Source organism: Rhodovulum sp. DZ06 (assembly GCF_050586345.1).
GTDB lineage: Bacteria > Pseudomonadota > Alphaproteobacteria > Rhodobacterales > Rhodobacteraceae > JBOCEF01.
On sequence record NZ_JBOCEF010000032.1, the window covers coordinates 21,884 to 44,663 of the forward strand.

Consider the following 22,780-nt stretch of genomic DNA (forward strand, 5'->3'; position numbering starts at 1 on the left):
CGTCACCGTTCCAGCCGGGCCTCGCCCAGCCGGTCTTCGGGGCCGTCGTAGCCGTAGACCAGCACCGCGTCCAGCGGCGTGGGGGCGATCAGCCGGGCGCCGTCGTCGGGGCGCCCGGTGGGATAGGACATCGCCCGGGCGCGCAGCGGGCGGCCCTGCGCGTCCGCCTCCTCGACCAGCGCGCCGTGGCGGGTGAAGCGTTCGACCCGGCCGTCGGCATGGGTGCGGGTCCAGCCCAGCATCTCCCCCCCCTCGGTCCAGGCGTAATCGTCGCGCCAGCGGCGGACCGGGAACACCATCGGGTCCTGGTATTCATCGAGCCGCGTGCGCGCGTCATAGACGACCGAGAGCGGCCGCTCCCCGTCGAATTCCACCACCCGGCGGGCCGGGAACAGCACCGACAGGAAGGCGGGGGCCGAAAGCTGCGCGCCGTTGTCGGCCACCGCCATGACGTCGAGCCGGAAGGTGCGCAGGTCGGGCCGCCCGGGCGCGGTCATGCCGCGCTGCCAGGGGACATGCACCTTCACCTCGGACCCGTCGGGCTTCAGCTCCTCGATCCGCACGCCGCGGGCGCCGCCGGACAACACGGTCCAGTGGATCTTCAGCTTGCGCCCGTTCGGGTCCGGCGCGCCGGCGGTCAGGTGGAACACCCGCGTGCGATAGGCCCCCCGCGCGATGCGCGAGATCGCGTGCGGCGTGGTGAACCAGCGCTCGTCATAGGCGTCGCCGAACTCCTCGATCCGCTTGTCGGGGCGCATCTCCGAGATCACCCGCAACGTGGTGGGGCCGGGGATGTCCCCGAGCGTCAGCGCGTTGGCGCGGGCCACCAGCGCCTCGAAATCCAGCTCCTCCGCCGGGAAGGCGACCTTGTGCGCGGCGGGCGAGAGGTAGTCCGCGTCGCTCTCGATCCCCTTCATCGAGCGGCGGATCAGCATCTGCAGGGTCGGCGCGATCAGCCCCTTCTCGGTCAGCGCCGCCTTCACCTCGGGGCGCAGCGCCGAAAGCGCCATGGCGAGGCCCACCAGCAGCGGCCGGTCGGACCCGGACGACCCCTGGCTGAGCAGGAAATAGGGCGTCATCGCCGTGGCCACGTCGCCGAAGAACGGGTCGTGGTCCTTGTGCTCGGGGTACACGTAGAGCTGGTTGCGCCGGTACTGGCGGAACAATTGCTCGGGCCCGCCGGGGGAGGTCAGCGCCAGCCGCCCCATCGAGCGCCACAGCGGGTTGTCGCGCCCGGTGATGGCGACCGAGGCGTTGCCGAAGGTCGGCCCGCCGAACAGGTGCGCGCCCTTGACCCCGCGCGCCAGCTGCGTGCGCGCGAGGCGCTTCGGCCAGGCGATCCGCGCCAGGTCATGCAGCGTGGCGATGGGCAGGATCGAGTGCCCGGCGTCGCGGTTCTCGTAGAAATCGCCCCAGGGCCCGGCGGCCTGTCCCGATTGCACGAGGCGGGTCAGAAGCTCGGCCCCCGGTCCCTCGAGCCCGGTCACCTCGCCCGGGTCCTCGGGGCGGGCGCGCGGCTCGAACAGGCTGACGAGGGCGCCCGCGCGCTCGGACCACGCGGTGTTGGAGAGCGAGATCGGCGCGGCGCCGTCCTCGATCGGCGCGGGCGTGGCCTGGTGCGGGGGCAGGGACCCGAGGGGCGGGTTCTCGCGCGCCGCGGCGATGGCGGCGCGGAAGCGGGGATGGCTGGCGAGGGCGGCGAGTTCGGGCGAGCTTTCCAGCGCCCCGGCGTTGGAGAAGCCGCCGTCGACCGCCGCCTCGACCGAGTCGAGCGCCTGTTCCACGGCCCCGAAGCGCAGCAGCAGCGCGGCGGCCGAGAGGCGCAGGTCGAGCAGGTGCGGGTAGCTGTTGGCGAGGCCGATCAGCTCGGCCGCCCCGCCGGCCTGGTCGCCGCGCCGGATATTGGCGGAAACGGCGTCGAGCCGGGCGCGCAGGCGGGCCTGGGCGAAGGGCGGCAGCTCGCGCAGGAAGGCGGGCGCGCTGCGGTCGGCGGGGGGCGGGGCCTCGGCCGACGGGGGGGCGGGGACCGCGTCTCCGGGGGCGGCGGCCGCGGCGGGCGCCTGCTGGGCGCGGGCGGGGGCGGCGGGCAGGGCGGCGGCCAGCGCGCTGAGCGCGGCCCCGAGCAGGAGCGCGGCTGCGGCGCGGCGCGGGGCGGCTTCTGAGGGGCGGGGGCTGTGTGTCATGCGCCTTTCGGGGGCCTTCGTGCTGCGCCGCTGCGGGCGCTCCCGCGGCGAGGATAGGAGCGCGCGGGCGCCTGCCGCAACAGGGCGTCTGCGCGCGGGAGGGGGGGGCGCCGGGCGGCAGGGTGCGCGGCCCCCCGGGGCGGTATTGCGGCGGCATCGCGGAGGCGGCGGGGCGGAGGCGACGCGGCAAGGGCGTGGGGGCGCGGGCGGGGAGGTCCGGGCGGGCGCCTCGATGCCGCGTCGCCGATGCCCCGTCCGCGCCTGCCCCGTCCGCGCCTGCTTCCGTCCCGCCCTGTCGCCGCCGCCCTGTGGCTGCCGCGTGTCGTCGCCGCGTGTCGTCGCCGCCTGTCGTCGCCCGGATCATCCGCCCGGCCGGGCCCGACCATGGACGCCCCCGTCCGGGCGAAGGGGGATGGCCGCGGCGGCCCTCTTTCCCCCCCCGCGTCCGCGGGACGTGGCCCGGCACGGCCCCCGGCGGGGGCGCCGCGGGCGGCGGCGATCCCTCCCCCCGGGCGGGGGCGCAGGGGCCGCCGCCGCAAGCGGCTCAAGCCTTGCGGATGCGCCCGACGATCTCCCCGAGATCCTTGCTCAGCCGCGGGGCGGCGAGGATCCGGTCCAGCTCGGCCGCCACCAGGCCCTGGCGCTTGACGTCGTAGCGCCGCCAGGTCTCGAACGCGCCGGCGGTGCGCGCGGCGGTCTGCGGGTTCACCCCGTCCATCTTCAGCACCCAGTCGGCGAAGAACCGGTAGCCCGCGCCCGAGGCGTCGTGGAAGCGCACCGGGTTGCCCGCGGCGAAGGCGCCGATCAGCGAGCGGAAGCGGTTGGGGTTGCGCCAGGGGAAGTCATCGGACCCCGCGATGGCCTTCACCTTGTCCAGCGCATCCGGCTGCGGCGACATCGCGTGGATCATCAGCCACTTGTCGGTCACCAGCGGGTCATGGGCCCAGGCGGCGCGGAACGCTTCCATCGCCGCGTCGGCCCCCTCGGCCCCCGAATGCGCCAGCGCGGTCAGCGCCGGAAGCTGTTCCGACAGCGGGCCGGAGGCGGCGGCGGCGCGCGCAAGGTCGGCCCCGCCCGGACGGCGCACCAGCAGGCGCAGCGCGGCGGCGCGCAGGGCGCGGCGGCCCGCCTGCTCGGCATCCGGGGAATAGGCTTCGGTCACCTCCATCGCCGCGTAGAGATCGCGCAGCGGCGCCTCGAGCCGTTCGGCCGCGGCCTCGCGCAGCGCCTCGCCCGCCGCGTGGATCGCGTCGGGATCCACCGGCTTGCCCGCGGCATGGGTCGCGGCGGCCATTTCCTCGTCCGAGGGGAAGCCGAGCAGCAGCGCGCGGAAGGCCGGGTCCTGGCGGTCATCCGTCACCGCGGCGGCGAGCGCGTCGAGATAGGCGGCCGGGTCGGCCCCCTCCATCAGCGCGGCGCGGGCGCAGGCGCGGCCCGCCTCCCACTTGTTGAAGGCGTCGGTGTCGTTGGCCAGCAGGAACACGCGCTCCGCCTCCGACGTTTCCCGCTCGAGGATCACGGGGGCGGAGAATTCGCGCAGCAGCGAGGGGACGGGTTCCTCCGGCAGGCGGAAGGTGAAGGTCTCCTCGGTCTTGTCGAGCACGAGGAGCCCCGGCGGGACCAGCTCCTGCCCCTCGGACCCCAGCAGGCCGTAGGCGACGGGGATGACCATGGGCATCTTCACGTCCTGGCCCGGGGTCGCGGGGATGTCCTGGCGCAGGGTCAGGCTGTACTCGCCCGCTTCCGCATCCCAGGCGGAGGTCGCGGTCAGCTTCGGCGTGCCCGCCTGGCTGTACCACAGCGCGAACTGCGACAGGTCGCGCCCGGTGCTGTCCTGGAAGGCGCCGAGCCAATCCTCGATCGTGCAGGCCTGGCCGTCATGGCGGTTGAAGTAGAGCTCGACGCCCTTGCGGTACTCGTCATGGCCGATGAGGCGGCGGAGCATGCCGATCACCTCGGCCCCCTTCTCATAGACCGTGGCGGTATAGAAGTTGTTGATCTCGATATATTCTTCGGGCCGGACCGGGTGCGCGAGCGGCCCCGCATCCTCACGGAACTGGCGGGCGCGCAGCTGGGCGACGTCCTCGATCCGCTGCACGGCGTGGGAGCGCGCGTCGGCGCTGAACTGCTGGTCGCGGTAAACCGTCAGCCCTTCCTTCAGGCACAGCTGGAACCAGTCGCGGCAGGTGATGCGGTTGCCGGTCCAGTTGTGGAAATATTCGTGCGCGATGATCCCCTCGATCAGTGCGTAGTCGCGGTCGGTCGCGGTCTCGGGCGATGCGAGAACGTATTTGGAGTTGAAGATGTTCAGCCCCTTGTTCTCCATCGCGCCCATGTTGAAGTCGTCGACGGCGACGATCATGAAGATCGAGAGGTCGTATTCGCGGCCATACACCCGCTCATCCCAGCGCATCGAGCGTTTCAGCGCGTCCATGGCATAGGCGCAGCGGTCCTCGTCGCCGGGGCGCACGAAGATCTTCAGCTCCACCTCGCGGCCGCTCTCGGTCACGAACTGGTCGTCATGGGAGACGAGATCGCCTGCCACCAGCGCGAACAGGTAAGAGGGCTTGGGCCAGGGGTCCCGCCACTCGGCGAAATGGCGGTCGCCTTCAAGCGCGCCCTCGTCGATCTTCTCCCCGTTCGAGAGCAGCACGGGCAGGGATTTCGGCGCCTCGATCCGCACCTCGTAGGTGGCCATCACGTCGGGGCGGTCGGGGAAATAGGTGATCTTGCGGAAGCCCTCGGCCTCGCACTGGGTGCAGTACATGCCGTTCGAAAGGTACAGGCCTTCGAGCGCGGTGTTCCCCTCGGGCGCGATCTCGACCTCGGCCTCCCAGGTGAATTCGTCGGGCAGGGGGCCGGACAGGGTCAGCCCCTCGCCGTCGATCTCCAGCCGCTTGCGCACGTCCTCGCCGTCCACGAAGGCCGATTTGAGCGCCAGCGCCTCGCCGTCCAGGCGCAGCTTGCCGCCCGTCCCCTTGCGGAAGCGGATGCGCGCCAGCACGCGGGTCGCCGTCGGGGCCAGGTCGAACTCCAGCCGCACCGTCTCCGCGATCCAGGCGGGGGGCGTGTACTCGGCGAGTTTGACGGTGCGGGCGGTGTCGGTGCGCATGCGGGCAGTCCTGCGTCATTTTCGGTTACCGGGAACTTATCCCCGTTCGATCATTGCGCAAGGCGTCGGGCGATTTCCATCTTGTGAAAACGAAAATCATTTTGATGGAGCCTGCCGCCCCGCGCCCTATGTTCGAGACCAAGCGAAAGGGTCCGCCGCGCCGCGCGCGGGCCGTTTTCCCAAAGCACACCCATAGCCACGAGGGGCGCCCCATGACCGACCGCATCGAGGTCGCCGGCCTTCAGGTCGCGCGCGAGCTGCACGCTTTCATCGAAACCGAGGCGCTGCCGGGGACCGGCGTGTCCTCGGACGCCTTCTGGGCGGGGCTTGCGGGCCTCGCGGCCGAGATGGGGCCGAAGAACCGCGCGCTGCTGGCGAAGCGGGACGAGATCCAGGCCGATCTCGACGCCTGGCACCGGGAGAACCGGGACAAGGACTGGGACGCCGCCGCTTATCGCGCGCACCTGGAGGAGATCGGCTACCTGCTGCCGGAAGGCCCCGATTTCAGCGTCGAGACCGCCGATGTGGACCCCGAGATCGCCACGCTGCCCGGGCCGCAGCTGGTGGTGCCGGTGATGAACGCGCGCTACGCGCTCAACGCCGCCAATGCGCGCTGGGGCTCGCTCTATGACGCGCTCTACGGCACCGACGCCCTGGGGCAGGCCCCCGCGGGCGGCTATTCGCCCGAGCATGGCGCGAAGGTGATCCAGTGGGCCAAGGGCTTCCTCGATGCGGCGGCGCCGCTGGCCGGGGGCTCGCATGCCGACATCAAGCGCTACGAGGTCCGCGGCGGCGTGCTGTTCTGCATCGACCGCGAGGGCGGCGAGACCGGTCTGGCCGATCCGACCCGCTTCGTGGGCTGGAACGGCGATGCGGGCTCCCCGTCCGAGATCGTGCTGAAGAACAACGGCCTGCACGCGATCATCGTGGTGAACCGCGAAAGCCCGATCGGCCGCGACGACCCGGCGGGGGTCGCGGACGTGGTGCTGGAATCCGCCGTCTCGGCGATCATGGATTTCGAGGACTCCGTCGCCGCGGTGGATGCGGAGGACAAGGTGCTGGCCTATCGCAACTGGCTCGGCCTGATGAAGGGCGACCTGGCGGAGAGCGTGGAGAAGGGCGGCAAGACCTTCACCCGCACCCTCAACGCCGACCGCACCTGCATGACGGCAGAGGGCGAGATCGCGCTGCATGGCCGCGCGCTGATGCTGGCGCGCAACGTGGGCCTGCTGATGACCAACCCCGCGGTGCTGGACCAGGAGGGGCGCGAGATCCAGGAAGAGCAGCTCGACGCCATGATCACCGTCCTCTGCGCCATGCATGACAAGGGCGCGCCGGGGCGGGGGGCGAACTCGCGCGCCGGCTCGATCTACACCGTGAACCCCAAGATGCACGGGCCGGAAGAGGTCGCGCATGTCTCGGCCGTCTTCGACAAGGTCGAGGACGCGCTGGGCCTGAAGCGCAACACCGTCAAGATGGGCATCATGGACGAGGAGCGCCGGACGACGGTGAACCTCAAGGAATGCATCCGGGCGGCGAAATCGCGGGTGGTGTTCATCAACACCGGCTTCCTCGACCGCACGGGCGATGAAATCCACACCTCGATGGAGGCGGGGCCGATGATCCGCAAGGCGGACATGAAGGCCCAGCCCTGGATCTCGGCCTATGAGGACTGGAACGTCGACACCGGGCTCGCCTGCGGCCTTCAGGGCAAGGCGCAGATCGGCAAGGGCATGTGGGCGATGCCGGACCTGATGGCGGACATGCTCGAGGCGAAGATCGGCCACCCGAAATCGGGCGCCAACTGCGCCTGGGTGCCCTCGCCGACCGCGGCGACGCTGCACGCCACGCATTACCACAAGGTCGACGTGCTGGCCCGGCAGGCCGAGCTGGTCGCGGGCGGGCGCCGCGCCTCGCTGGACGACATCCTGACCGTGCCGCTGGCGCGCGGGGCGAACTGGTCCGAAGACGAGATCCAGGCCGAGCTGGAGAACAACGCGCAGGGGATCCTGGGCTATGTCGTGCGCTGGGTGGACCAGGGCGTCGGTTGTTCCAAGGTGCCGGACATCAACGACGTGGGCCTGATGGAGGACCGCGCGACCTGCCGCATCTCCTCGCAGCACATGGCGAACTGGCTGCATCATGACGTGGTGACCGAGGAACAGGTCATGGAGGTCATGAAGAAGATGGCCGCCGTGGTCGACCGCCAGAACGCCGGGGACGCCGCCTACACCCCCATGGCGCCCGGTTTCGACGGCGAGGCGTTCAAGGCCGCCGTGGCGCTGGTGATGGAGGGGCATGCGCAGCCCTCGGGCTATACCGAGCCGCTGCTGCACAAGCACCGCCTGGCGCTGAAGGCGAAAGCGGCCTGAGCGGCCCGGCGCCTTCGCAGGACCGAGACAAGGAGACGAGAGATGTCGAACATTTCCCAGGGCGAGGCCCGCAAGATCATCGACGGCGCGCTGGCCAAGGGCGCCGAGGCGGGGATGAACCCGCTGGCCGTGGCGGTGCTGGACGCGGGCGGCCACCTGGTGGCGTATGAGCGGCAGGACGGCGCCTCCCCGGGCCGGTTCCAGATCGCGTCGGGCAAGGCTTATGGCGCGGTGATGCTGGGCATGGGCTCTCGCGCGCTGATGAACCGGGCGGAACAGCAGGCTTATTTCATCGCCGCCGCGGGCGCCGCCTTCGACGGCAAGCTGGTGCCGGTGCCGGGCGGCGTGCTGGTCAAGGATGCGGGCGGCGCGGTGATCGGCGCGGTCGGCATCTCGGGGGATTCCTCGGACAATGACGAGGCGGCCTGCGTCGCCGGGATCGAGGCCGCGGGCCTGGCCGGCGTCACCGGCTGAGGCCAGGCGGGGGACGGTACGTCGCCCGCGCCCGCGCGCCGCCCCCGCGGCGGCGCCCCACCCACCCGCCCGCGCGCCGCAGGACCGGCGCGCGGGCGCTGTCGTTTCAGGTGGGCGTTTCTGGGGGCGGGGGGCGTCAGTCGCGGACCCATAGCGGCGCGCCCATCGAAGGTGAAGCCTGCGCTGCCGGTCAGGCCGGGCATCCGCCAACAGATCACGCGGTCTTCTTCGGCGTCGATCTCGACCATTCGCGCGTGTTCCGACGCGAAGCGTTCGATCCAGGACGGGCCGCCGGTCTGCGCCCTGGGCAGGCGGATGCCGTCCTCGGCGTGCCGCTCTATATTGCCGACATCGAGGCGATAATCGGCGACGCCGGCGCTGATCCCGCGCGCGACGGCGTGGTCGACCGCGCGGCGCGGCTCCGAGAACACCCCGAGCGGCTGCGTATCCGCGCTGCAGGGACGTGGACGATGGTGGACACGGGGTCTCTCCGGTGCGCCGGGGCCGCCCCGAAACGTAGTGCGGCCGGGCCGCGCAGGGCGCCGGCAGGGAGACCGATGCACTGCGCGGATCCGGCCGCGGAAGAGGCCCGCCCGACCCCCTGGGGAAACATCGGGGCGGCGGGCCTGTCGCCGCCCTCGCCCGCGCCCCGCAGGGGGGCGAGTGGGCGCGGGCGGCGAAGGGGGCTGTCGACCTCAGGCGGCCTCGAGCATGCCCTTGATCTGGTCGAGCAGCGCCAGCCGCTTCTTCTTCAGCTCCTCCAGGTGCATGTCGTCCATCGGTTCGACATTGGTCTCGCCGCGGTGAATCTCACGGTTCAGCTCGTGATATTCATCGGCGAGGCGCGCGAAATGCGGATCGGACTGCTTGCGGGCGGAGATGGCCTCGGCCTGGTCGGGCAGCTGGTCGGCGAGCGCGTGCGGGGTGTGGGACATGGGTTTCCTCCTGTTTGCCTGACAGCAATACGCCCCGACTCGCGCCCGGTCCTTGAGATGGATCAAGCGCGAAACGGATCCGGGTTTGCACCCGGCCGCGCTCCGGATTTATGCTGCGCCGCCACGTACATGAAAGGCCGCCACGCTCATGCATCGCCCCGTCATCGCCGTGATCGGCAACGCCTCGCTCATCAACGACCAGTACCCCGTGCAGGCGGTGGGCGAGACCAACATGCGGGCGGTGGCCGAGGCGGCGGACTGCCTGCCGGTGATGTTCGCGGCGCTGCCCGGGATCGCCGATGCCGCCGAGCTGGTGAGCGCCTTCGACGGCTTCGTGTTCACCGGCGGGCGGCCCAACGTGCACCCGTCCTTCTATGGCCACGAGGAGACGGAGGCCCACGGGCCCTTCAACCTCGACCGCGACGCGGTGGCGCTGGAGGTGATCCGCGGCGCGGTGGACGCGGGCAAGCCGGTGCTGGGCATCTGCCGCGGCTTCCAGGAGATGGCGGTGGCCTATGGCAGCACGCTCCACCCCGAGATCCGCGAGCTTCCGGGCCGCATGAACCACCGCATGCCCCCCGACGGCACGCTCGAGGAGAAATTCGCCATCCGCCACAAGGTGATCCTGTCCGAGGGCGGGGCGTTCGCGAAGCTGATGGGCGCGACGGAGATCATGACCAACACGCTCCACGGCCAGGGGGTGATCGACGCCGGGGACCGGGTGCGGATCGAGGGCCGGGCCGAGGACGGCACGGCGGAGGCGCTGGTGATCGCGGGCGCGAAGGGTTTTGCGATGGGCGTGCAGTGGCACTGCGAGTGGAACGCGGACCGGGACCCGGTGAGCGTGAAGATTTATGGGGCGTTCGGGGAGGCGGCGCGGGGGTGAGGCGAGCGTTTGAGGAGCTGGCAGGCGCGTACCGCCAACAAGCACGGGAGGCCGTGTCAAGGGCGCGCGCATGTCTCGCGCAGGGCGATGAACCTGATCACCTCTTAGCGGCGCTATATGCGCGGATGGCCCTCGAAGCGATGGCAAGCCAGCGGCTAGCAACGGCATACGACGCGCTTCCGGATTTGGAGCAAATACCGGATTGGCAGCCACGTCGTGTCCTGCGAGCTCTAATGGACCTGTCGCCTGCGTTGGGAGGCTCAGGTGCAACAATGAGACTACGCACCAGATCGGCAACACACGTCTTCGAGGAGCGTGCGTTGGTTCTGAATGACCTCAAAAAGACCTACGACCGCTTTGGTTCAATCTTGCACGTACCTCCACCAGAGCGCGCGACGGGGCGACGGGCGCTAAAGCCAGTAAATCTCGAGAGCATCCGTCAGTATGTTGAAGATGCCCTGTCCGTGGCAGATGCCGTGCTGTTGTCGCCCAACTGGGGGCTGGTCGCAGTATCGGTTTACGAGCGAGATTGCGCGCGCTGCGGTCACCTTAACCGCTTCAAGCGGCCGATTGCTGGAAGCGGTGAGTTTTCAGTGTTCTGTGATCGCTGTCACGCTCCATACACGCTCAAATGGTCTGCTGACGAGGGAGGCGACCAGCTTTTTGCCCACTTCATGCATTTTGAGTGCGCGCATAGCGATTGCACGGAAGTCGCGACTATCTGGTTGGATGAAGTGGCGGATGCTCGGGGCTGGGCCTGTAGGGGATGCGGACGGCGAAGCCAGTTCGAGTTAAGGCCCGTCGCAAAGCCATAGTGGCAAAGCACCTAGACCTAGAAAGAAAGGGCGGCCTCTCGGCCGCCCTTCCCAATTTCCACGCGTCCGCTGAAAATCAGCAGGAGTAGTACATCTGGTACTCGACCGGGTGCGGCGCGTGTTCGAACGCGTACACTTCTTCCCACTTGAGCTCCATGTAGCCCTCGAGCTGGCCCTTCGTGAACACGCCGCCCTTCAGGAGGTACTCGTGGTCGGCCTCCAGCGCCTGCAGGGCCTCGCGCAGCGAGCCGCAGACGGTGGGGATGCCGGCCAGCTCCTCGGGGGGCAGGTCGTAGAGGTCCTTGTCGGCCGCTTCGCCCGGATCGATCTTGTTCTCGATGCCGTCGAGGCCGGCCATCAGCAGGGCCGAGAACGCCAGGTAGGGGTTCGCCGCCGGATCCGGGAAGCGGGTCTCGACGCGCTTGGCTTTGGGCGAGTCGGTCCACGGGATGCGGATCGAGGCGGAGCGGTTCGACGCCGAGTAGGCGAGGAGCACGGGGGCCTCGAAGCCCGGGATCAGGCGCTTGTAGGAGTTGGTCGACGGGTTGGTGAAGGCGTTCAGCGACTTGGCGTGCTTCAGGATGCCGCCGATGTACCACAGCGCCTCATCCGACAGGTCGGCGTATTTGCCGCCCGCGAACAGCGGCTTGCCGTCCTTGTAGATCGACTGGTTCACGTGCATGCCGGTGCCGTTGTCGCCGGCGATCGGCTTGGGCATGAAGGTGGCCGACTTGCCGTAGGCATGCGCGACGTTGTGGATGATGTACTTGTACTTCAGCAGGTTGTCGGCCTGCTCGGTCAGCGTGCCGAAGATCATGCCCAGCTCGTGCTGGCAGGACGCCACCTCGTGGTGGTGCTTGTCGACCTTCATGCCGATGCGCTTCATGGTCGAGAGCATCTCGGCGCGCAGGTCCTGGGCCGCGTCGGTCGGGTTGACCGGGAAGTAGCCGCCCTTGACGCCCGGACGATGGCCCATGTTGCCCATCTCGAAGTCGGCGTCGGTGTTCCACGCGGCGTCGGCCGCGTCGACCTCGAAGGACACCTTGTTCATGGTGTTCGAGAACTTGACGTTGTCGAACAGGAAGAACTCGGCCTCGGGGCCCCAGAACGACGCGTCGCCGATGCCGGAGGACTTCAGGTAAGCCTCGGCCTTGATCGCGGTGCCGCGCGGGTCGCGGTCATAGAGCTCGCCGGTGTCGGGCTCGACCACCGAGCAGTGGATGCAGAGCGTCTTGTCCGCGTAGAACGGGTCCAGGTAGACCGATTCCGGATCGAAGACCAGCTTCATGTCCGACTTGTCGATCGACTTCCAGCCGGCGATCGACGAGCCGTCGAACATGAAGCCGTCCTCGAAGAAGTCCTCATCGACGATGTCGGCGATGACGGTGACGTGCTGCAGGCGGCCACGGGGGTCGACGAAGCGCAGGTCCAGGTACTCGACCTCTTCGTCTTTCATCAGTTTGAGCACGGATGCGAAATCGCTCATTCGGCTGTCCTCTCTGGTAGGTGTGCGCGCGCTTCTCTGGCGGCGGGTCCCGTCCGGCGCGGCGCGGTCAGGACCTTGTGGGTTCAGGCGGGAACGGGGAAGGCGTCAGAGCGCCTCGGGGCCGTCCTCGCCGGTGCGGATGCGGATCGCCTGCTCGACATTGGTCACGAAGATCTTGCCGTCGCCGATCTTGCCGGTGCGAGCGGCGCCGACGATGGCCTCGACCGCGCCCTCGACCTGGTCGTCGTCGATGACCACCTCGATCTTCATCTTCGGCAGGAAGTCCACGACGTATTCGGCGCCGCGGTAGAGCTCGGTATGACCCTTCTGGCGCCCGAACCCCTTGGCCTCGATCACGCTCAGGCCCTGGACGCCCAGTTCCTGCAGGGCCTCCTTCACCTCGTCGAGCTTGAACGGCTTGATGATGGCCTCGATCTTCTTCATGAGCGGTCGGCTCCCGTCGTGTCTGTGCGCGGCTCGCGCCCGTGGGGGCGGCCTGCGTCTGTCCTTGCAGGGTGTATGCCAAACACGCCGCCCGTGGCATTTCAATGGTGGCCGCATCGGGGGCGACGATCGGCGTCGTCGATTCCCGGATTATAGCCTGTTTTTTGTGCAGCATGCTCAAAATCAGGGCGCGTGATGGATGAAAGGAGAGGCGCGAATGGAGCTTCTGAGCGCGGCGCGGATGCGCGCGATCGAGGGCGCGGAGATCGAGTCCGGCGCCGTCTCGGGCCTTGAATTGATGGAGCGCGCGGCGGCCGGCGTCGCGGCGCAGGTCCCGGCGGGAATCGCCCGCGCGCTGGTGCTGTGCGGGCCGGGGAACAATGGCGGCGACGGCTATGCGGCGGCGCGGATGCTGGCCGCGCGGGGCGTGATGACGGAGGTGTTCGAGATGACCGACTCGCCCGCCGCCCCCGACGCCGCCGCCAACCGGGCGGCCTGGGTCGAAGGCGGGGGCGTCGCGGTCCCGCTCGGCGCCGCGCGGGGGGCGCTGCGAGAGATCTCGCACGGGAGCATGGCGCGCACCGCGGTGATCGACGCGCTGTTCGGCACCGGGCTCGGGCGGCCGCTGTCGGGCGAGGCGGCGGCGCTGGTCGAGGCGCTGAACGCCATCGGCCCCGGCGCCCGGCCCTTCGTCCTTTCGGTCGACATTCCCTCGGGGCTTTGCGCCGACTCGGGGCGGGCGCTGGGCGGGCTCGCGCTGCGGGCGGACCTGGCGGTCAGCTTCCACGGGCCGAAGCTCGGGCATCACCTGGCCGAGGGGCCGGCCGTCTGCGGCGCGCTGGCGGTGGCGGATATCGGCCTCGCCGCCCCGCCGCCGGAGGAGGACGGCGTGCTGTCGGCGGCGGAGGACCCGCTGCTGCCCGCCGCCTTCGCCAAGCTGCCCCACCAGCACAAGTACGACCACGGTCACGCGCTGGTGCTGGCGGGGGGCGTGGGCAAGGGGGGGGCGGCGCGCCTCGCCGCCCGCGCGGCCTTGCGCACCGGGGCGGGGCTGGTGACCGTCGCGCCGCCGCCTTCCGCGTTGATCGAGAACGCGTCGCGGCTCGACGCGGTGATGCTGCGCCGCTGCAAGGACGCCGAGGACCTGTCGGAGATCCTCGAGGATCCGCGGATCAACGCCATCGCCCTCGGCATGGGTCTCGGGGCCACCGGCGACGCCAAGGCGCGGCTGAAGGCGCTGGCCGCGGTGGCGCTGAAGGCCGGGCGGGCCGCCGTGGTGGACGCCGACGCGCTGACCGCCTGGCGCGACGGGCCGGGGGCTTTGTTCGACCTGCTGCATCCCGGCTGCGTGCTGACCCCGCACTGGGGCGAGTTCCGGCGCCTCTTCCCCGACATCGCCGAGCGTTACGAGGCCGCGCCCGACGCGGGCCCGGCCTTCAGCCGCGTGGACGCGGCGCGGGCGGCGGCGCGGCGGGCGGGCTGCACGGTGCTGCTCAAGGGCCCGGACACGGTGGTGGCGACTCACCGCGGGGGCGACGCGACCCGGGCCTCGGTCCATGCCGCCACCTATGAGCGCGCCGCGCCCTGGCTGGGGACCGCGGGGGCGGGGGACGTTCTGGCCGGGATCATCGCCGCGTTGCTGGCGCGCGGCGCGGCGCCCCATGACGCGGCCTGCCGGGGCGCATGGCTCCATGCCGAGGCGGCGCGCGCCTTCGGCCCCGGCCTGGTGGCCGAGGACCTGCCCGAGATGATCCCGCGCGTCCTCGCCCGCTGACGACGCGGGGCGGGCCGGGGCGGCGCAGGGGCGGGCGGGGCGCGCTGCGCCGCAGCATCCGCGCGCCGTTCCGGCCCCGTCGCGCCGGGGCGGGCGGATTTTTGCGAATCCGCCCCCCTGACCGTGCATTTTTCGACTCGCGCCCTCGCGTCCGCCCTGCTAGGAAGCGCGCGAATTCCGGCCCGGAAACCGTCCCGCGATCGCGGTTCGGACAGCTCCGGGCCCGGCCATGCGGGCGTGGTGGAACTGGTAGACACGCGAGATTTAGGTTCTCGTGCCGCAAGGCGTGGGGGTTCGAGTCCCTTCGCCCGCACCACCATCAAGCCCGTGGCCACATCGGGACATATGACGACGCGAGGATGAGCATGCAGGTCACCGAAACCACTTCCGACGGCCTCAAGCGCGGCTACACCATGACGCTGCCGGCGGACGCGCTGGAAGCCAAGATGACCGAGAAGCTCGAGGCCGCGCGCGCCGACGTGCAGATGAAGGGCTTCCGCAAGGGCAAGGCCCCGCTGCCGCTGCTGCGCAAGATGTTCGGCCAGTCGCTGCTGGGCGAAGTGCTGCAGGAGTCGGTCGACGGCGCCGTGCGCGCGCATTTCGAGCAGACCGGCGACCGCCCGGCGCTGCAGCCCGACGTGAAGATCGCCAACGAGGACTTCAAGGAAGGCCAGGACCTGGTGGTCGAGGTCTCCTACGAGAAGCTCCCCGACGTGCCCGAGGCCGACTTCGCGGCGATCAAGCTGACCCGCCCCGTCGCCGCCGTGGCCGATGAGGACGTGAACGAGGCGCTGGGCAACCTGGCCGAGAACGCCAAGACCTTCGCCGACAAGGACGGCGCCGCCGAGACCGGCGACCAGGTCGTGATCGACTTCGTCGGCAAAGTGGACGGCGAGGCCTTCGAGGGCGGCTCGGCCGAGGACTACCCGCTCGAGCTCGGCTCCAACTCCTTCATCCCGGGCTTCGAGGACCAGCTGGTCGGCGTGTCGACGGGTGACGAGAAGGACGTGAACGTGACCTTCCCGGCCGAGTACGGCGCGGAGCACCTCGCGGGCAAGGACGCGGTCTTCTCGGTCACCGTGAAGGGCGTGAAGGCCCCGGCCAAGGCCGAGATCGACGACGAGCTGGCGCAGAAATTCGGCGCCGAGAACCTCGAGGACCTGAAGAAGCAGGTCACCGAGCGCCTCGAGGCCGAGTACAAGGGCGCCGCGCGCACCCTGATCAAGCGCGACCTGCTCGACGCCATCGACGCGGCGGTCAAGTTCGACCTGCCCCCGACCCTGGTCGAGATGGAGGCGAAGCAGATCGCCCACCAGCTGTGGCACGACGAGAACCCGGACGTGCACGGCCATGACCACCCGGAGATCGAGCCGACCGACGAGCACAACTCGCTCGCCGAGCGCCGCGTGCGCCTTGGCCTGCTGCTGGCCGAGATCGGCCAGAAGCAGGAGATCGAGGTCTCCGAGCAGGAGCTGCAGCAGGCCGTCTTCGCCGAGGCCCGCAAGTACCCGGGCCAGGAGCGCCAGTTCTTCGAGTTCATCCAGAACAACCCGCAGGCGCTGCAGCAGTTCCGCGCCCCGCTGTTCGAGGAGAAGGTCGTCGACTACATCCTCGAGCTGGTGGACATGACCGACGAGACCATCACCAAGGACGAGCTGCAGAAGCGCCTCGAGGCCCTGGACGAGGACTCGAAGGCCGCCGAGGGCGAGACCGCCGACGCCTGATCCGGCGCCGCGGGCCCCCGGGCCCGCAGGCAGACATCGCCGCCCGCCGCGCCCCCGCGCGGCGGGCGGTTCGCGTTCGAAGGCCTCACGTTTGCGTGTGCGACTCGGCGCGCGCGGGACGGGGGGCGAATGGTTGCCGCCGGGTTTACGGCCCCCCGCGTCCCGGGGCCGCGCGCGCCCGCGTCGCCGCCCCGTCTTGCGCGCGGTCCCTTGAAGCCCCTGACGGGAAGCCCTACTCATTTGGGGACGGACCCGTTCGCGGGCCCCGGAAGGACATCCCGTCCCGCCTCCGACCGGGGCAGGGACGCCCCGACCCGACAGGGGCCGCCCCGGCGGCCGACCAGAATATCCGCGACCCGGCCCAGACCGCGGCGCGGGCGCGAAGAAGAGGCGCACGCCATGCACGATCCCGTCGAGCACTACATGAACACCCTCGTCCCGATGGTCGTCGAACAGACCGCGCGGGGCGAGCGCGCCTACGACATCTTCTCCCGCCTCCTGAAGGAGCGGATCATCTTCGTCTCCGGCCCCGTCCATGACGGCATGTCCACCCTGATCGTGGCGCAGCTGCTGTTCCTCGAGGCCGAGAACCCGAAGAAAGAAATCTTCATGTACATCAACAGCCCGGGCGGCGTCGTCACCTCGGGCCTGTCGATCTACGACACGATGCAGTACATCCGCCCCGACGTCGCCACGCTCTGCGTCGGCCAGGCCGCCTCCATGGGCTCGCTGCTGCTGACCGCGGGCGCCAAGGGCCAGCGCTACTCGCTGCCGAACTCCCGCATCATGGTCCACCAGCCCTCGGGCGGCTACCAGGGCCAGGCCACCGACATCCTGATCCACGCGCGCGAGACGGAGGCGCTGAAGAAGCGCCTGAACGAGATCTACGTGACGCATACCGGCCAGGACTACGACACCGTCGAGGCGGCGCTGGAGCGCGACAACTTCATGTCGCCGCAGACCGCGAAGGACTGGGGCCTGATCGACGAGATCGTGTCCCACCGGGTTCCGACCGACGGCGACAGCTGACGCGCCGCCCCTCGGCGCAAGGCCACGACGATGACGCGAGGGGGCGCCGGCTGCGGCCGCCCCCTCGTCCTTTTCCCGGCCGAAGGCGATCAGGGTGAATCCCCGCCGAGGCCCCTTGCCGCAGCGCGCGGCCCCCTTCAAAGGTTGGGGGCGCGCAGGCTCCGCGACGCCAGATGCGACTTGCACCCGCCGCTGTGGAGCCTACGATTGACACATGCGGCGGATTCGGGTCGCGCGGACGGAAGGGTTCGTTAAGACCTCTCGTCCAATAGTGACCCCCCATGCCCTGCCGCGGCGGGAGACGCGAATGACCAAAACGACCGGATCGGACAGCAAGAACACCCTCTACTGCTCTTTCTGCGGGAAGAGCCAGCACGAGGTGCGCAAGCTGATCGCGGGCCCCACCGTGTTCATCTGCGATGAGTGCGTCGAGCTGTGCATGGACATCATCCGGGAGGAGACGAAGTCCTCGCTGGTGAAGTCCTCCGACGGCGTGCCGACCCCGCAGGAGATTTGCGGCGTGCTCGACGATTACGTCATCGGGCAGGCGCGCGCGAAGCGCGTGCTCTCGGTGGCCGTGCACAACCACTACAAGCGCCTGAACCACGCCGCCAAGCAGACGGACGTGGAGCTGGCCAAATCCAACATCCTGCTGATCGGCCCGACCGGCTGCGGCAAGACGCTGCTCGCGCAGACGCTCGCCCGCATCCTCGACGTGCCCTTCACCATGGCCGACGCCACCACGCTGACCGAGGCGGGCTATGTCGGCGAGGATGTCGAGAACATCATCCTCAAGCTGCTCCAGGCCGCCGACTACAATGTCGAGCGGGCGCAGCGCGGCATCGTCTATATCGACGAGGTCGACAAGATCAGCCGCAAGTCGGACAACCCCTCGATCACCCGCGACGTGTCGGGCGAGGGCGTGCAGCAGGCGCTGCTGAAGATCATGGAAGGCACCGTCGCCTCCGTGCCGCCGCAGGGCGGGCGCAAGCATCCGCAGCAGGAATTCCTGCAGGTCGACACCACCAACATCCTCTTCATCTGCGGCGGCGCCTTCGCCGGGCTCGACCGCATCATCGCCCAGCGCGGCAAGGGGTCGGCCATCGGCTTCGGCGCCGACGTGAAGCATGAAGACGACCGCGGCATCGGCGACCTGCTGGAGGCGCTGGAGCCCGAGGACCTGCTGAAATTCGGCCTGATCCCGGAATTCGTCGGCCGTCTGCCCGTGGTCGCCACGCTGCGCGACCTCGACGAGGACGCGCTGGTGACCATCCTGACCGAGCCGAAGAACGCCCTGGTCAAGCAGTACGCCCGCCTCTTCGACATGGAGGAGGTGAAGCTGACCTTCACCGACGAGGCGCTGAAGGCCGTGGCGCAGAAGGCGATCGAGCGCAAGACCGGCGCCCGCGGCCTGCGCTCGATCCTCGAGAACGTGCTGCTCGACACCATGTTCGAGCTGCCGGGCGACGAGTCGATCCAGGAGGTCGTGGTCAAGGACGACGCCGTGCTCGGCGACGCCAAGCCGCTGCTGATCTATGCCGAGCAGAAGCGCGAGGAGGCGGGGGCCAGCGCCTCCTGATCCGCCGCGCGCGAGACACGCTTGCGCCCATGATCCGGGGCGGCGCGGCCCAGGCTGCGCCGCCCCGTTCGATTCCGCGCCCCGCCCGTCGGCCGCCCGGGCCGACATTTCGGGCGCCGCGCGGGGTCGGGCGCAAAATCTGGACCAAGGGAGCAGGCGCGCGGCCTTGAAACCCGCCGGTCCGGGGTACAAGTTGATGGGAACCGACACCCCGTGGAGGCCCCGCGCCGCCCGCCTGAAAGGGGGCATGGGGCCTTGCTGAAAGGGAATTGCTTATGACCGACGCCGACACCTCCGCCCGGCCGACCCTCCCGGTCCTGCCGCTGCGCGACATCGTGGTGTTCCCGCACATGGCCGTGCCCCTCTTCGTCGGGCGCGACAAGTCCGTGCGCGCGCTCGAAGAGGTGATGAACACCGACCGCCAGATCATGCTGGCCAGCCAGAAGGACCCGGGCCTCGACGATCCGGGCCCCGAGGACGTGCACGCCGTGGGCGTGATCGCCGACGTGCTGCAGCTGCTCAAACTCCCCGACGGTACCGTGAAGGTGCTGGTCAAGGGCGCCGGCCGCGCGCGCATCACCGAGTGGACGCGCGAGGACGAGTATTTCGAAGCGACGGCCGAGCTGCTCGAGGAAGAGCTGGGCGACCCGGCGGCGGTCGAGGCGCTGACCCGCTCGATCGGCGACGAGTTCGAGCGCTACGTGAACCTCAACAAGAACGTCTCGGATGATGCGCTGAGCGCCATCGCGGACATCGAGGACCCGGCGCGCCTGGCCGACGCCATCGCCGGGCATCTCGGCGTCAAGCTCGACGAGAAGCAGTCGCTGCTCGAGACCCTGTCGGTCGAGACGCGGCTGGAGCGGATCTACGCCCTGATGCAGGGCGAGATCTCGGTCCTCAACGTCGAGAAGAAGATCAAGTCCCGCGTCAAGACCCAGATGGAGAAGACGCAGCGCGAGTATTACCTGAATGAGCAGATGAAGGCCATTCAGCGTGAACTTGGCGAAGGCGAGGACGGCCGGGACGAGAGCGCGGAATACGAGGAGAAGATCGCCAAGGCGAAGCTTCCCAAAGACGCGCGCGACAAGGCGATCCAGGAGCTCAAGAAACTGCGCCAGATGGCCCCGATGTCGGCCGAGGCGACGGTGGTGCGCAACTATCTCGACTGGATCACCGCGATCCCGTGGTCGAAGCGGTCGCGCGTCAAGAAGGACCTGAACCTCGCGCAGAAGGTGCTCGACGACGACCATTTCGGGCTCGAGAAGGTCAAGGAACGCATCGTCGAATACCTCGCGGTGCAGGCGCGCTCGTCGAAGCTGAAGGGGCCGATCATCTGCCTCGTCGGCCCGCCGGGCGTCGGCAAGACCTCGCTCGGCAAGTCGGTCGCCAAGGCGACGGGGCGTGAGTTCATCCGCATCTCGCTCGGCGGCGTCCGGGACGAGGCGGAGATCCGCGGCCACCGCCGGACCTATATCGGCTCCATGCCCGGCAAGATCATCCAGTCGATGAAGAAGGCCAAGACGATCAACCCGCTCGTCCTGCTCGATGAAATCGACAAGATGGGCCAGGATTTCCGCGGCGATCCCGCCTCGGCGATGCTTGAAGTTCTGGACCCCGAGCAGAACGCGACCTTCGCGGACCACTATCTCGAGGTCGAGTACGACCTCAGCAACGTCCTCTTCTTCACCACGGCCAACAGCTACAACATGCCCCGGCCGCTGCTGGACCGCATGGAGATCATCGCGATCTCCGGCTACACCGAGGATGAGAAGGCCGAGATCGCGCGCCGTCACCTGCTGCCCAAGCAGGAGAAGGCGCATGGCCTGAAGAAGGGCGAGTTCGAGCTGACGCCCGAGGCGCTGCAGACCATCGTGCGCCGCTACACCCGCGAGGCGGGCGTGCGGAACCTGGAGCGCGAGCTGGCCAAGCTGTGCCGCAAGGCGATCACCGAGATCGTCAAGGACGGGCTGGAGAAGGTCACCGTGGACGAGGCGAAGCTCGAGGATTACCTCGGCGCGCCGCGGTTCAAGTACGGGCTGGCGGAGGAGACCGACCAGGTCGGCGTCACCACCGGCCTCGCCTGGACCGAGGTCGGGGGCGACCTGCTGTCCATCGAGGCGCTGAAGCTGCCGGGCAAGGGCCGGATGAAGACCACCGGCAAGCTGGGCGACGTGATGAAGGAATCGATCGAGGCGGCCTCGAGCTACGTGCGCTCGAAATCGCCCGAGCTCGGCGTGAAGCCGCCGGTGTTCGAGAAGATCGACATCCACGTCCACGTCCCCGAGGGCGCGACCCCCAAGGACGGGCCCTCGGCCGGCATCGCCATGGTGACCTCGATCGTCTCGGTCCTGACCGACATCCCCGTGCGCAAGGACGTGGCGATGACGGGCGAGGTGACGCTGCGCGGCAACGTGCTGCCCATCGGCGGCCTCAAGGAGAAGATGCTCGCGGCCCATCGCGGCGGCATCAAGACCGTGATCATCCCCGATGAGAACGTGAAGGACCTGCGCGACATCCCCGACAACGTGAAGGAGGGGCTGGAGATCGTGCCCGTCAAGACCGTGGCGGAGGTGCTGAAGGTGGCCCTGACCGGCACGCCCGAGCCCATCGAGTGGGACGAGGAGGCGGAGGCCGCCGCGGCCGCCGCGTCCGCGGAAGCCGAGGGCGCCAAGGCCTCGCTGCGCGCGCATTGACCGCTTGGGCTTGCAAGGCCCCGGCCCATGTCCAGGATAAACGCCCCGCCCCCGGACGCCCCGGGGGCGGGGTTTCTTTCGCCGCCCCCCCGCATGTCGCGGCCAGGCGGCGCAGGCTGCAAGGAGCATTCCGGTGAAAGTGGACGGCGTTCCCATGCGCACCATCTGGCCCGCGGGCGACGGCCCGGGGCAGGGGGTGGAGATCATCGACCAGACCCGCCTGCCGCATCGGCTGACCACGGTGCGGCTGATGGATATCGGCCAGGCCGCGCACGCGATCCGCGCCATGCTGGTGCGCGGCGCGCCGCTGATCGGCGCCACCGCCGCCTATGGCGTGGCGCTGGAGATGGCGCGCGATCCCTCGGACGCGGCGCTTGCGGCGGCGGTCGAGCAGCTCGGCGCCACCCGCCCCACCGCCATCAACCTGATGTGGGCGCTGGAGCGGATGCGCGCGAAGCTGGCCAGGGCGGCCCCGGGGGACCGGGCGGAGATCGCCTGGGCCGAGGCCGCCGCGCTCTGCGACGAGGACGTGGAGATCAACCAGGCCATCGGCCGGGCCGCGCTGCCGCTGATCGAGGCCATCGCCGAGGCGAAAGGCGGCGCGCCGGTCAACATCCTCACCCATTGCAACGCCGGCTGGCTCGCCACCGTCGACTGGGGCACCGCCACGGCGCCGATCTACATGGCGCATGACGCGGGCATTCCGCTGCATGTCTGGGTGGACGAGACCCGCCCCCGCCTGCAGGGCGCCGCGCTGACGGCGTGGGAGCTGGGGCGCCACGGCGTCCCGCACGCGGTGATCCCGGACAATTCCGGCGGCCACCTGATGCGCCGGGGCGAGGTGGACATCTGCTTCGTCGGCACCGACCGCACCACCGCCAATGGCGACGTGTGCAACAAGATCGGCACCTACCTGAAGGCGCTGGCGGCGGCGGACAATGGCGTGCCGTTCTATGTCTGCCTGCCCTCGCCGACCATCGACTTCACCCTCGCCTCGGGCGACGAGATCCCGATCGAGGAGCGCGCGCCCGAGGAGGTGACCCACATCCCCGGCGTCACCCCGGAGGGCGTGGAGACGACGGTGCGCATCACCCCCGAGGGGGCGCCCGCGCGCAACCACGGCTTCGACGTGACCCCGGCGCGGCTGGTCACCGGCCTTGCGACCGAGCGCGGCCTGGTGGCGGCGACGAAAGAGGCGCTGGCCGCGGCCTTCCCCGAGCGGGCGGGCTGAAAGCGGCGCCGCGGGGCTGCGCCGTCCGCCCGGGGCCTCGCCC

General features: G+C 70.0%; 14 protein-coding genes and 1 tRNA gene. 10 read left to right on the top strand and 5 right to left on the bottom strand.

Features of this window, described 5'->3' with window-relative positions:
* Positions 1-2: 2 nt before the first annotated feature.
* Both ACQ5SO_RS14075 and pepN read right to left on the bottom strand, forming a co-directional pair.
* Positions 3-2,183: a hypothetical protein gene (locus ACQ5SO_RS14075; RefSeq protein WP_430942248.1), complete on the bottom strand. Its 2,181-nt coding sequence runs from the start codon at positions 2,181-2,183 to the stop codon at positions 3-5.
* A gap of 544 nt (positions 2,184-2,727) precedes the next feature.
* On the bottom strand, positions 2,728-5,295 hold the full coding sequence (gene pepN, locus ACQ5SO_RS14080) for an aminopeptidase N (protein WP_430942249.1): 2,568 nt from the start codon (positions 5,293-5,295) through the stop codon (positions 2,728-2,730).
* Positions 5,296-5,507: 212 nt separating this feature from the next.
* Here pepN and ACQ5SO_RS14085 point away from each other — a divergent pair, with 212 nt between their 5' ends.
* Together ACQ5SO_RS14085 and ACQ5SO_RS14090 are read left to right on the top strand one after the other, a co-directional pair.
* Entirely contained in the window at positions 5,508-7,667 is a 2,160-nt protein-coding gene (locus tag ACQ5SO_RS14085; RefSeq protein ID WP_430942250.1) for a malate synthase G, read from the top strand.
* A 42-nt stretch (positions 7,668-7,709) separates the two neighbouring features.
* The gene (locus ACQ5SO_RS14090; RefSeq protein WP_430942251.1) at positions 7,710-8,141 is read left to right on the top strand and encodes a GlcG/HbpS family heme-binding protein; all 432 of its coding nucleotides are present in this window, start codon (positions 7,710-7,712) and stop codon (positions 8,139-8,141) included.
* A gap of 695 nt (positions 8,142-8,836) precedes the next feature.
* Here ACQ5SO_RS14090 and ACQ5SO_RS14095 read toward each other — a convergent pair.
* Positions 8,837-9,076 (bottom strand): YdcH family protein, encoded by a 240-nt coding sequence (locus tag ACQ5SO_RS14095; protein WP_430942252.1) that lies wholly within the window; start codon positions 9,074-9,076, stop codon positions 8,837-8,839.
* Positions 9,077-9,224: 148 nt separating this feature from the next.
* Between ACQ5SO_RS14095 and ACQ5SO_RS14100 the strand changes: the two genes are divergently transcribed.
* Entirely contained in the window at positions 9,225-9,962 is a 738-nt protein-coding gene (locus ACQ5SO_RS14100) for a gamma-glutamyl-gamma-aminobutyrate hydrolase family protein (protein WP_430942253.1), read from the top strand.
* Between the two features lie 891 nt (positions 9,963-10,853).
* Here the strand turns inward: ACQ5SO_RS14100 and glnA are convergent.
* Together glnA and ACQ5SO_RS14110 are read right to left on the bottom strand one after the other, a co-directional pair.
* Positions 10,854-12,263 carry a type I glutamate--ammonia ligase gene (gene glnA, locus ACQ5SO_RS14105; RefSeq protein WP_430942254.1) on the bottom strand — a complete coding sequence of 470 codons (1,410 nt, stop codon included), beginning with the start codon at positions 12,261-12,263 and terminating at the stop codon, positions 10,854-10,856.
* A gap of 105 nt (positions 12,264-12,368) precedes the next feature.
* Positions 12,369-12,707, bottom strand: a complete 339-nt coding sequence (locus tag ACQ5SO_RS14110; protein WP_430942255.1) for a P-II family nitrogen regulator — start codon at positions 12,705-12,707, stop codon at positions 12,369-12,371.
* A 217-nt stretch (positions 12,708-12,924) separates the two neighbouring features.
* Here ACQ5SO_RS14110 and ACQ5SO_RS14115 point away from each other — a divergent pair, with 217 nt between their 5' ends.
* From ACQ5SO_RS14115 to mtnA, 7 genes are all read left to right on the top strand, one after another.
* Positions 12,925-14,481, top strand: a complete 1,557-nt coding sequence (locus ACQ5SO_RS14115; protein WP_430942256.1) for an NAD(P)H-hydrate dehydratase — start codon at positions 12,925-12,927, stop codon at positions 14,479-14,481.
* Positions 14,482-14,712: 231 nt separating this feature from the next.
* A tRNA-Leu gene (locus tag ACQ5SO_RS14120) sits at positions 14,713-14,797 on the top strand.
* Between the two features lie 49 nt (positions 14,798-14,846).
* Positions 14,847-16,205: a trigger factor gene (gene tig / locus ACQ5SO_RS14125; RefSeq protein WP_430942257.1), complete on the top strand. Its 1,359-nt coding sequence runs from the start codon at positions 14,847-14,849 to the stop codon at positions 16,203-16,205.
* 399 nt (positions 16,206-16,604) lie between these two features.
* Entirely contained in the window at positions 16,605-17,234 is a 630-nt protein-coding gene (locus tag ACQ5SO_RS14130) for an ATP-dependent Clp protease proteolytic subunit (protein ID WP_430942258.1), read from the top strand.
* A gap of 307 nt (positions 17,235-17,541) precedes the next feature.
* Positions 17,542-18,813 carry an ATP-dependent Clp protease ATP-binding subunit ClpX gene (clpX, locus tag ACQ5SO_RS14135; protein WP_430942259.1) on the top strand — a complete coding sequence of 424 codons (1,272 nt, stop codon included), beginning with the start codon at positions 17,542-17,544 and terminating at the stop codon, positions 18,811-18,813.
* Between the two features lie 275 nt (positions 18,814-19,088).
* Positions 19,089-21,506 (top strand): endopeptidase La, encoded by a 2,418-nt coding sequence (lon, locus tag ACQ5SO_RS14140; protein WP_430942260.1) that lies wholly within the window; start codon positions 19,089-19,091, stop codon positions 21,504-21,506.
* 133 nt (positions 21,507-21,639) lie between these two features.
* A complete protein-coding gene (gene mtnA / locus ACQ5SO_RS14145; protein WP_430942261.1) occupies positions 21,640-22,737 on the top strand; it encodes an S-methyl-5-thioribose-1-phosphate isomerase in 1,098 nt (365 codons plus the stop codon).
* Positions 22,738-22,780 lie beyond the last annotated feature (43 nt).